Source organism: Sphingomonas sp. ABOLE (assembly GCF_003950455.1).
Classification (GTDB): domain Bacteria; phylum Pseudomonadota; class Alphaproteobacteria; order Sphingomonadales; family Sphingomonadaceae; genus Sphingomonas; species Sphingomonas trueperi.
Genome location: NZ_QQWY01000070.1, coordinates 1 through 11801 on the forward strand (window position 1 = coordinate 1; position 11801 = coordinate 11801).

Sequence of the window (11801 nt, forward strand, 5' to 3'; positions counted from 1 at the left end):
CAGCCTCCTGCTCCTTGATCATCCCGATGATCTGCTCCTCGGTGAAACGGCTCTTCCTCATTCCTCTGCTCCTTCCTTGGGGCAGACTCTACATCAAAGCGAGGGAGCCAACCGGGGGCAGGTCAGGACGTCAAAATACCTGTCTCTGTCTCTCCGAAGGCAGAGTCCACAGGTTCCAATCTCCGCCTGCAGCTTCAGGGCGAAATGACTTTCACCAGACCACGCGTTAAATACTGTCTAACCCCACGTCAATTTTCGCAGTGCAAACCCAAACCAGACAAGTTTATACTTCACTAACCCCAAACCTACTTGCCACAGATGCCAAATCTGTGCAGTCCAGCATAGTTCCTCTAGAGGACCAACCACCAGTTCTAGATCGCTCGCCCACCGACTTCCGGATATAGCAAACATGACCATTATTTGCTTCATCTACAAATTGGGGCGAGATGCCGCCACGCGAAGGCCAGGACGATCTCGTCGCACGGTCTTGATTAGACCGCCGCTACGATAACACCCTGGGGAAATGGCATCGGCCAGGACTGAAATTCGCGCGGCAAGACAAGCCTTCGGGGATCATTCTTCAGTCCAGATGGATGAAGCGTTCCCGCATTCCCTCGCGACCACAGCACTTGCATTGCTGAAGCGATCGCCAAGGAAGCCCCGGCGCGTGACCGACTAACCAAGTAAGGAGACATCATGCGTACCGCGTTGGTAACCGGATCTGCCGGCTTCATCGGCTCCTTCCTGTGCGCTCGCCTGCTGGCCGAGGGGTTTCGCGTCGTCGGCCTTGACGCGATGACGGACTATTACGACGTCGCCCTCAAGGAGAGCAGGCTGGCGACTCTCACCCGATCCAACCACTTCCGCTCAATCAAGGGCTATGTCGAAACGCCGGGCCTGCTTGCCGAGCTGTTCGCGGAAGAAGCGCCGGAGGTCGTGGTCCATCTCGCGGCCCAGGCGGGGGTTCGCTACTCGATCGAAAACCCCCGTTCCTATCTGGAAAGCAATATCGTCGGCACGTTCGAGTTGCTGGAAGCCGCGCGCGCCCATCCGCCGCAGCACCTGCTGCTCGCCTCGACCTCCTCGGCCTTCGGCGCCAATACCGAGATGCCGTATCGCGAGACCGACAAGGCCGATCACCAGATGTCGTTCTATGCGGCGACGAAGAAGGCGACCGAGAACATGGCGCACAGCTATGCGCATCTGTTCGGACTGCCGGTCACCATGTTCCGCTTCTTCACGGTCTATGGACCGTGGGGGCGCCCGGACATGGCGCTGTTCAAGTTCACCAAGGCGATTCTCGAAGACCGCCCGATCGACGTCTACAACCATGGCGACATGAAGCGCGACTTCACCTATGTCGAAGATCTCGTCGAAGCCATTTACCTGCTCATCGGCACGCCGCCGGTGCGCCCGGCCGAGGGGGATGCCGTTCCCGCAGGCGACAGCCTTTCGCCGGTGGCGCCCTGGCGGATCGTGAACATCGGCAATTCCGAACCCGTCCAGCTGACCGACTTCATCGAAGCGATCGAGGCCGCCACGGGCAGGCAGGCGAAGCGCAACCTGCTGCCGATGCAGGCCGGCGACGTTCCCGCCACCTGGGCCGACGCGCAGCTGCTCCAGACCCTGACCGGCTACCGGCCCCGGACCGGGGTTCGCGAAGGGGTTGCGAAGTTCGTGGAATGGTATCGGGCGCACTACAAGGTCTAGGCACATGCCATATAATGTTGCGTTCCTTTCACCCGTCTCGAATTTCAAGGGGGGCGCGGAGCGGTCGCTGTTCGACATCATGCGCAATCCGCACGTGCGCCCCCTGCTCATCGTACCGGCGGAAGGGCCGGTGTCTGCGCGTGCCGCCGCTGAGGGCATTCCGTTCGAGGTTCTCGATTTCGGTCAGGTGGCTGCAATCCGGCGGCCGATCAGCCCGGCCAGCGTGTGGGCAGCGGCGGGCGACTGGCGCCGCGCCGCGCAGGGGCTCAAGGCGATCGTCCGCCGCCACGGGATCGATCTTGTCCACAGCAACGGCATGAAGGCGCATTGCATCGCCGCGCTGTCGCGCCGGATCGGGGGCGCGCCTGCCCTCTTCCACGTGCGCGACATCGCCGTCCGGCCGACGGAGCGGCTGATATGGCGCGCGCTCCCCCGCGCCGCCGACCAGGTCGTGCTGGTGAGCCGCGCCTGCTGGCCCGCCCCCGATCTGCCCGGCAACGTGTCGGTCGTGTTCAATGCCATCGCGCCCGGAATGGCCACGCTTCCGTCCCCGGCGCCGCACCCCGGCACGGTCCTGGGGATTTGCGGCCGCATCCATCCGTTCAAGGGCCATCATCTCGCCTTGCAGTGGCTCCACGCCGCACGGTCGCAGGGGCTCGACGTCACGCTGCGCATTCGGGGCGAGGCGACGGCGGAGGATCGGGGGTATCTGGAAACGCTGCACCAGACGGTTGCGGCGCTCGGGCTGGAAGATGCGGTGCGCTTCGACGGCAGCTTCGAGGGGTTGGCGGCAATCTATGGCGGACTCGACGTCGTGCTGGTGCCTTCCGAGACGCCCGATCCGTTGCCGCGCTCGGTGATGGAGGCGATGGCCCTGGGCCTGCCGGTCATCGGCTTTCCGGCCGGGGGCATCGTCGAGATGATCGATCCGGGACGCACCGGCTGGCTCGCCGCCGATGCCGAGGATTTTTGCGCGGCGGTGCGCGACATCGCGGCGCTGGGGCCCCAGCTGCCCGCATTCCGCGACCGCATGGCGGCAACCGTCGCCGAACGCTTCAGCATGCCGCGCCTGCATCGCGAGATCACCGCCATCTACAGGTCTGCCCTCGACCGCTGATGCGGGAAGCACCCGGGCAGACACGCAACATGTTTCAACAAGGGCACAGGCCGATGGCTTCCAGGCGCATCCTCTTCATCATCCGCTCGTACCGCCCCGACCAGGTGGGTGGCGGCGCGAAATCCGTCCAGACCCTCGCCGAGGGCCTCGCCAATCGCGGCCACGACGTCCATGTGCTGCGCCTCTGCCCGACCGGCGAAGAGGCGGCAACGCTGCGCGCCGCCGCCGATGCCGGCATCACCGGCCCGGGCAAGCCGACCCTGCACGTCCTGCCGATCCGCAACATCTACTGGCCGCACGACAAGAAGCCGCATTCTGGCGCCGCCAAGGCGCTGTGGCATCTCCTCGACCTGTACAACCCCTGGGCAGTCCGGGATCTTCGCCGCCTGCTCAAGGATCTGCGCCCCGAGGTGATCAACACCAGCATCATCGACGGCTTCTCCACCGCCATCCTGCGGACGGCGAAGCGCAGCGGCGCCCGCCTCATCCACACGATGCGCGACTATTACCTGATCTGCAGCCGATCCGGCATGTACCGGGCGGGCAAGAACTGCGAAACGCTGTGCGCGAGCTGCCAGGTCGTCCGGACCATCAACCGGCACCAGGTGCAGCATGTGGACCTGTTCCTCTCCAATAGCGAGTTCGTCGCCAAGACGCACCGCCGCCATGGCGCGTTCGGCCGGGAGAAGCCGTGCGCGGTGCAGTGGAACGTCAACGACCAGCCGCTCGCATCGGCGCACCGCACGCTGGACGACACCGCACCGATCCGCTTCGGCTATATCGGTCGGCTCGCCCCGACCAAGGGCGTCGAGACGCTGATCGAAGCGGCGGGCAAGCTGCCGCAGGAAGGCAGAGACTGGTCGCTGGTCATCGCCGGCGATGGCGCGCCCGACTATGTCGCGCAGTTGCGGGCGCTCGCGAAGGACCATCCGTGCATCCACTTCATCGGCTGGCAGCCGGCGACGCAATTCTACGACATGGTCGATCTGGTGATCTGCCCGTCCGTGTACAACGAGCCGCTGCCACGCGTAATCTACGAGGCTTATGGCCTCGCCGTGCCCGTCGTGGCGTCGAAGGTGGGCGGAAACCCGGAAGTCGTCATCCCCGGCGTTTGCGGCGAACTCTATGATGGCGACAGCGCCGCCGCGCTCGCCGAGAAGCTCGGCCTGTTCCGGCAGATCGCTTCCGAAGACTATGCGCGCTACAGTTCGGGCGCGCTGGCGATGGGCGCAATGTTCACGCCGGACCGAGTGGTCGACAGCTACGAAGCCCATCTGCAGACGCTGTTTCAGCCCTGATCGCGGGCGGAAAGGCCGGAGCTACCGCCTGTCGCGCGTCGATCGACGGCCTCTGCACCGCCCGCCCCGATCCATAAGCAAAAATGGCGCACGCGATGAAGGTCGCGTGCGCCATTTTACGTTGGGTACGGATCGCGCCGCCGATCCCGGCGTCGTCAGCGCTCAACCATAATCGTACATGTAGTAATCGCCCTCGCCCTTCCACAGCCCGGGATCGTGCTTGGTCACGACGCCGCCGAGCAGGTGCAACGCGGCTCCCCGCACGCGTCGCGCCGCCTGCTTGGCCTGGCCGTAATGCGCCCCGCCGGCCGCGACGACGAAGAGGGTCGCCTCCACCTGGCTGGCGAGTTCGACGGCATCCGCCAGTGCGAGTACCGGCGGCCCATCGACGATGATCACGTCGAATGCATCCTGAAGGCCACGCAGCAGATCCGCGACCGGCGCACCGCCGAGCAACTGCGCGGCGTTGGGCGGCGGTGGGCCGCTGGGGATGAACGACAGGTTTTCGAAGCCCGTCGGAAGGATCGCGCTCTCGGGCGCACTGCGCCGCGCGAGCAGGCTGGAAAGACCTCCACCCATATCCTTCTGCACGCCGAGCAGGCTATGCAACGACGGCTTGCGCAGGTCGCCGTCGATGAGCAGCGTCTTGCGCCCGACATCCGCAAACGCCTTGGCGATGAACAGGGCGCTCGTCGTCTTGCCCTCGCCCTTCCGGCTGCTCGTCAGCAGCAGCGAGCGGGGAAGGCCGTTCGGCGACGACAGCTCGATCGCGGTGCGGACCGACTGATAGGCTTCGGTAATGGCGGACCGGAGGCTCGTATTGCGGATATCGAGCAGCGTGTCCTGCGCCTTTGGCACCACCCCCATCAGGGCAAGATGGAGCTTGGCCTCGAGATCCTGCGGATCGCGGATCGAGTCGTCGAGTTGCTCGCGGGCAAAGACGAACAAGGCGGAAACCGCCAGCCCGCCAATCAGCCCCAGCACGAGGATGACACCGACACGAGGAGACACCGGTTCCTTCGGGATCTCCGCCGTGTCCACCGCAATAACGTTGTTCGCGGCGGCCCCGGCTTCGGCGCTTACCTCCTTATATCGCTGCAACAGCCCGTCGTAGAGCTGGCGGCTCGTATCAACCTCTCGCTTCAGGATGTTATAGCGAACGCTGCGGTCCTGCTCGGAAAGGGTGCTTTCCTTCAGCTGCGCCACCTGCTGGGCAAGCGCCTGCGACTGACGCGTCGCGGTGCGTTGCTGCTCGAGCAACGACTGCTTGACGTTGGCGGCCAGGGCATTGAGCTGCCGGTCGATCGAACCTAACTGCGCCGCCGCTTGGGCCACCGTGGGGTGATCCGGCTGCAGGCGCTGACGGAGCTGCCCCAGATTGGCCTGCAGTTCGGCCCGCCGCTCCTCCAATGCCTGCACCGCCGGATTTGCCAGCACCTCGGGCAGCGCGAGCAGCGGCGCCCCATTCGCCTGCCGCCACCGCTCCTCCGCCTGGATGCGCCGCGCTTCCGCCGCGATATAGGCTTCGTTGAGATTCACCAGATTGGCGGTGGTCAGCGATCTTGGCCCTGCCTCCTGGTCCCGCTGCGCATCGGCGCCACCGCTTGCGTCGATCAGCTTCGCCGCGCGGGAATAGTCGATCAGTTCCCGCTCCGATCCCTCGAGGCGTTGCTTGGCCTGCGCAAGCTGGGTGCTGAGGAACTCGCGCGAATAGGTGGTAGTCGAGAACTTCCGCTCGATATTGTTCTGGATGTAATTGTCGGAATAGCTGTTCGCGATGCGCATCGCGGTGGCCGGATCGCGGCTGGTAAAGATGATCTCGACGATGCGTGAATTGGGCATCAGGCTGATGCGCAGGTTCTTCTGCAGCAGATCGGTAACCATCCGCTGCCGCCGCTCGGCGGTGGCGCCTTCCGCGAACTTATCCCCCATCGCGACCACGAACCGGTCATCGGCGGCCAGGCGCAGGCTTGTCGCCACCCGCGCCGCCAGCGCCCGGCTTTCCAGCAGATTGACCTGGGTCTGGAGGAAGCGGTCGAATTCGGCGCCGCCCAAAACCGGCTCGGTCTCCTCGGTCCCCAATACCTTGGTCGATTGCTGGCTCACCTCCACGCTGGCGCGCGCGCGAAACAGCGGCGGCGTGATCATGATGATCGCCACGCCGGCGATCAGGCTCAGGCCGAGGATCGCCAGAACATGCCAGCGACTGCGATAGATGGCGCTGCCGAACGCTCGAAAATCCATGCCGCCGTCGCGCTGGTCGTTCGCGTCGAAAAAGGCGCGCTCATCCAGCTGCTCGGCGAAGCTTCCACCCGCCAAAGACGCGATCGCGCCCCCCTGTGTGCGATGCTCCGTGCTCATAAACTCGTCCAATCTCTAAGGATGCCACAGGGCGCGGCTGGTTCGTTCGCCGCCGCGCCGTGCCGAAGCGTTCGTTACGGGAAGGAAGGGATGTCAGCGCCCATAGAAGCGGAACGCGTTGAGCAGTGGCGCCGCCTGAAGAACGTCGCGCCAAAGGCCCTTCACGTTCGAATACCCCACGACGACGATGTCATTCCCCAATATGCGGGGATCCGGATCCTGGCCGCGCCGGATCCTTCCCAGATCGAATACCGCCACCATTTTCCTGGAATCCACCTCGCGGAAGACAACGACGTCCTTCATTGCCGCAGTTCTGTTTTCGCCTTTGGCGAGGGCAATCACGTTGAGCAGGGTCGTGGGGCCTTTGATGTCGTAGACACCCGGCTCCTCGACTTGCCCTTGCACCGTCACGCGTTGCGACACCGAGGTGGCGACGACGACCGTGACCTGGGGACGGACATAATATTTCAACAAGCGCGTCTGGAGCTCCTGGGCGAGCTGCTCGGTCGTCAGACCTGCTGCCTGCACCGTACGGATCAACGGCATGGAGATATTCCCGGATACATCCACCGGAACCCCCTTCATCGAGAGGTCGGGTTCCTGGAACACGCCGACATCCAGCGTGTCCAGCGGACCGATCACATAGTCCTTGGCCACTTCGCCGGGCGCAGGTTGCATCGTGGCATAGGCGGCCTGCCCGCGCGGCACCGATCCCACCACGTTGGGACCCGCACAGCCAGCCGCGGACAGGCCGAATGCCAACACTGCTACCGACCGAATCACGTGCGATCTAAAACGCTTCACTGCCCCACTCCCTCGCAACATTACACGACAAGCTCCAATACCCCCCTCGACAACGCATATGTTCTACTTCGAAGGCATGCGTGCTACCGAAACTTCATCTATCCACAATGATCTCACACCTTGCATTGGCGTGACGATCAGGCGGATTTCCTGGGCAGGACACGCCGGCCCGACTTCAAAGCGAGCCTCCCCCCGCACCCAGCCGCGCTGTGCCGCCGACCATGCCGTCGGCAGCGAAGGCGAATCTGTCGAAAAGGCAGGCGCGCACGCCATCGCCCATGACGGGCGCGTCGCTGCCTTCCCGCCGTCGCGCAGCATGAAGCGCAGCGCATAGCGCCCTGGCGCAAGCACCAGCCGCTGCCGTACGGCGGGGCCTGCGGCGATGCTCTTGGTTGCAACGAGGAGCGCCTTGCCCTGCCAGGCATGATCCGGCGTTTCGATACCGACGTTGGCGCCGAGCAGGCCGGGCGCCTGCCAGGTGAAGGGACCAATCCCGCGAGGCGCGCTGCCAGATCGCTCGAACGCACCATCGCCCACCAGCTTTTCACCCCCGGCTGCCCGCCAGACCGCCTCCACCTCCGGGTAGCGGCCAGCCCGCCAAAGGCCGTCCAGCAGCGCCGCGGACTCGGCGGTATCTGCCGGCGCGCCGGCGGCCGCGAGTTGACGGTACAGCGCGGCGATCTCCTCTCCCCGCACCCGCCCGTCGCCACCCAGGCTGGCGAGAAACGCCTGCCGCCATGGCGGGCGCAAGGCGAGTTGCTTCGCCACCGCGATTCCGCCCGCTGGATCGGCGAGCAAGTCGCGCAGCGTCCCGAGCAACAAGACGGACTGCGTGTTCTGTCGCAGCAGGCCATCGGCGCGCTGCGCCACGACAACGCGATCCTCCACCTCGTTCGAACGCTGGATCAGCCAAAGTTGGGTCGGAATATCGCGCCAGCCCAGTTGCCCGGCCAGCAGCATCAGCTGCGCAGCAACGTCCATCCGCTTCGCCGCCGCTTCGGCCAACCCGAGCGCGCGCAAGGCCGCCGCGTCCATCGGCGCGCGCTCCAGGGCGATCCGTGCCGCATCCGCACTCCCGCTCCAATCAGCGGCGATCGCACGTTGGGTGGCGATGCGCGACCAGGCGTCGGCGCTGCCCGATCGCCACCGTACCGCCTGGCCAGGCGCGTCCCGAAGCAGGAAGAAGGAAGCCACCCCCATGCTCACGGCCTGCCAGCCAAGCAGCAGACCGGCAGCCATCGCCGGCACCAGCCGCACCCAGCGCCACGCCGGTCGTCCCGGACGCGCGTGCCGACGCCGTCCGCGCGGGAACGACATGGCGAGGCAGGCGGCGAAGGGAACCGCGATGGCGGACATGCGCAAGGGATAGTCATCGGCCGAATGCAGCAGCACGATCGCCACGATCCCGCCTGCGGCGATGGTGAGCGATCGCGATTGCCACCGGTCCGCCGGCGGGGCGGACAATGCCCGCAGCCAGGCGAAGACCGCGAGGGACAATGCCGCCGCGAGCAGCAGCATTGCCGGAAACCCGCCCTCCAGTGCCAGTTCGAGATAATCGTTGTGCGCGTGATTGACGATCGGAACGACGACTTGGTCGAGCGGCTCTATGGTCGGGTAGATGGTCGTGAACGTGCCGAAGCCGCTTCCCCACGGGAAGTACCGGCCGATCGCATAGAGCGTGTTGCTCCAGAAGGTCTGGCGACCGTCTTGATCCACCACCGCGAACCGCGCGAGGGTCGTTTGGGCGAGCGGCGTCTGGGCCAGCCCGACCACGATTGCGGCGAGCAGCAGCGCACCCGCCAGCCCCCATTGCCAGCGCCAGCCATGGGGAAAGCGCAGATAGGCGAACAGCAGCAATGCGATCGGAAGGGTCAACAGGCCGGTGCGCGAGGTCGTGCCCAGCACCGCGAGCGCCAGCAGTGTCGCCACGCCCACCGCCACGGGCCACTGCCCGGCGGTCCGTCCGCGACCATCGAACAGCCGCGGGACCCCGGACGCGACCATCCCGATCAGGAGGAACGTGGCGCTATGATTGTGATTGACGAACAAGCCCAGCGCATCGCCGCGATGCGCCGAGTGGAACACTGCGAACAGCCCCGCACCGCCATAGGCAAGTTGCAGCGCGCCCAGCACGGCGTTCAGCACCGCCACGGCGACGAGCGCACGCAGCACCGCCATCCTGCCGCGCTCGTCGAGGAAAAGCACCGCGACGAAGGCTGCGGCTGGTGGCAGCAGCGCGAGCAGGTCCTGCAGGGTCGCCTCGGGCCGCAAGCTGAGCGGGCTTGCACTATTCGCGAGGCCTGACCGGGTTCGGATCGCTTCCGCCAGTTCCCTGCCCGGCAGTTCGGTCCATAGGGCCCATGGCAAGGGTACCAACTGGAAGACCGGCATCAGCAAGGTTGCCAGCAGCACCAGCAATGCCGCCCAGGTGATCGGCGCGATTTTGACGTCGGCCAGCTTGGGAACAAGCCAGCACAGCCCCAGTATGGCAATTATCTGAACCGCCGTCAAAAGTATTGCGTAGGAAGTGCCCGCACCTCCCAACGCCATCGCTATCGACAGGCCGGCAGCAGTTACACCAGCGTGCGAACTCCGGGTGTTTTCATACTGCAAGGAACCAGAGCGCATCGCTACCTTCCATCATCGGCATCGGGCTCGAATTGCGCCGAGAAAACACGTGTACTGACCTGCACCAATTATTAAGCGCCGATCGCCTATCCCGCTCGCCTGAGTTGGTGAAGGTGATGGTGATGAAGCGTACCCGCAGCCGCCTGGTAGCGGCCGTTCGACTGGCGCCGGTGGCGGCCACGGCGCTGGCCTTGACGGCAGTTTCGCCTGTCCGCGCCAGCGGGCCAGGATCGCAAGCGACACCCATTGTCACCCAGGATCTTCGGCTGGCGAGCGTCGGCTATCGCATCGCAAGGCAAAATGCCGACCGCTGCCAATCCCCGGAGCGCCTCACCGGCCTGCTGCTGCATGATCGCGCCGCATATGACGCGCGCGATCGCGGCCTGATCGGCGCGCGCTTTGGGCTGGGCGAAGGCTTCGGCGTACGGGACGTCGTCGAGGGCAGCGCCGCCGATCGCGCAGGCCTTCGGCGCGGGGACGAGATCGTTGCGCTCAACGGCACGGCAATGGCCGGCTTTGCCCAGGACTTGGTCGGGCGCAAGGCCTCCTATCAGCGCAGCGATGCGTTCGAGACCCTGCTGGACACAGCGTTGCGACAGGGCGCGGCAACCCTCCTGCTCCGGCGCGACGATACGCTGCGGACACTGCACCTCACGGCCGATGCGGGGTGCGGCGGACACTGGGTCGTCCTGCCGGGAAAAGCGTTCAATGCCTGGTCGGACGGCCACTATGTCGCCGTTACCAGCCGATTGATGACGGAAATCACCGATGACGCGGAACTTGCCTTCGTCGTTGCACACGAGATGAGCCACAATATCCTCCGCCACCAGGAGGCGTTGCGCGGACGATCCGCCTTGCTCTCGCAGCTCGGGTTCGGATCCGCCCGGGTGAAGGACACCGAGATCGAGGCGGACACGCTTGCGATTGGCTTGCTCGCGCGCGCCGGATACGATCTTTCGGCACCCGCACGCTTCCTGGTGCGAGCGGCACAAAAGCGCCCGTTTGATGTTCCAATTACCCATCCTGGCCTCAAGCGCCGCATCGGCATTGTCGCCGCGGAGATCGCGCGGCTTCAGGTCTCGTCCTCGAGGGTGGCCGTCTTCGCCCCGTCGAACGCTGCGTTCGACGGGATCCGCGCACACGCCCCGGCGCCAGATCTGGCGACGACCAGCACGCCGAAAACAGCCGATTAATTCGAGAACGGGAGCGCCACGAAGAGCACGCGACGCCGCAACGCCGCGATATTGCATCCGCGGCTATTGCGGGCTTGCGGTTGCGACCAAGACGGCAGCCCCCACGCCAGCGCCCCCGCCGGCGGCGAGAAGCGCCAACGGGATCCCGAAGAACGAATTCTTGCGCCGCACCCGGGGACGCGCCGGCTCCGGAACGCCCTGCCCTTCCTGCGCAGCTTTCGGCTGACTTGCGCCGCTCGCCGCCGGAGAGGTCTGCGTCGGCAGAGCCTGACGCGGCAACACCATGCCGGGGCGAACGGGCGCAGCAACCGCAGCCGTTGCAAGGAGCCCCACGGCCAAGGCACCTAGCGACATTCTGGCAATCATGGCTATCACCTCACTATATCGAATAAACTAATACTATAAAATAGCCAAAGCAACACGAAGGTCAAGTGACTTAGTGCCATCATCGGGACAGCCCAATCATATATTTCGGACACAACTGAGGTTAGACTGTAATAAACCTGCCGCACCGGCAAATGACTGGCGAATTTTACTGAACGACAGCATCCCCTTCCACATCACGGCTCGGCTTGCCGACGCCGGTGTACTGCAGGCCGGCGCGCTCGAGCTCCGCGGGCGGATAGATGTTGCGCAGGTCGACGAGGACCGGGCTGTTCAGGCTGTTCTTGATGCGGGTGAGGTCGAGCG

General features: G+C 65.2%; 7 protein-coding genes. 4 read left to right on the plus strand and 3 right to left on the minus strand.

What is annotated here, in order from left to right:
- The first annotated feature begins 696 nt into the window (after positions 1-696).
- The 3 genes from CA234_RS23340 to CA234_RS23350 all read left to right on the plus strand — a co-directional run bounded on the left by CA234_RS23340 (position 697) and on the right by CA234_RS23350 (position 4125).
- Positions 697-1710, plus strand: a complete 1014-nt coding sequence (locus tag CA234_RS23340; protein ID WP_125978332.1) for an NAD-dependent epimerase/dehydratase family protein — start codon at positions 697-699, stop codon at positions 1708-1710.
- 79 nt (positions 1711-1789) lie between these two features.
- Positions 1790-2827, plus strand: a complete 1038-nt coding sequence (locus CA234_RS23345) for a glycosyltransferase family 4 protein (RefSeq protein WP_164521924.1) — start codon at positions 1790-1792, stop codon at positions 2825-2827.
- Between the two features lie 53 nt (positions 2828-2880).
- On the plus strand, positions 2881-4125 hold the full coding sequence (locus CA234_RS23350) for a glycosyltransferase family 4 protein (protein ID WP_164521925.1): 1245 nt from the start codon (positions 2881-2883) through the stop codon (positions 4123-4125).
- A gap of 162 nt (positions 4126-4287) precedes the next feature.
- On the opposite strand, the gene CA234_RS23355 is transcribed toward CA234_RS23350, so the two are convergent.
- The 3 genes from CA234_RS23355 to CA234_RS23365 form a co-directional block, all read right to left on the minus strand.
- Positions 4288-6486 (minus strand): polysaccharide biosynthesis tyrosine autokinase, encoded by a 2199-nt coding sequence (locus CA234_RS23355; RefSeq protein ID WP_125978338.1) that lies wholly within the window; start codon positions 6484-6486, stop codon positions 4288-4290.
- Positions 6487-6579: 93 nt separating this feature from the next.
- Positions 6580-7248, minus strand: coding sequence for a polysaccharide biosynthesis/export family protein (locus CA234_RS23360; RefSeq protein ID WP_164521926.1), 669 nt, complete (start codon positions 7246-7248; stop codon positions 6580-6582).
- A 105-nt stretch (positions 7249-7353) separates the two neighbouring features.
- On the minus strand, positions 7354-9918 hold the full coding sequence (locus CA234_RS23365) for an O-antigen ligase family protein (protein ID WP_126002877.1): 2565 nt from the start codon (positions 9916-9918) through the stop codon (positions 7354-7356).
- 122 nt (positions 9919-10040) lie between these two features.
- Between CA234_RS23365 and CA234_RS23370 the strand changes: the two genes are divergently transcribed.
- Positions 10041-11111 (plus strand): M48 family metallopeptidase, encoded by a 1071-nt coding sequence (locus tag CA234_RS23370; RefSeq protein WP_164521927.1) that lies wholly within the window; start codon positions 10041-10043, stop codon positions 11109-11111.
- Positions 11112-11801: the final 690 nt, after the last annotated feature.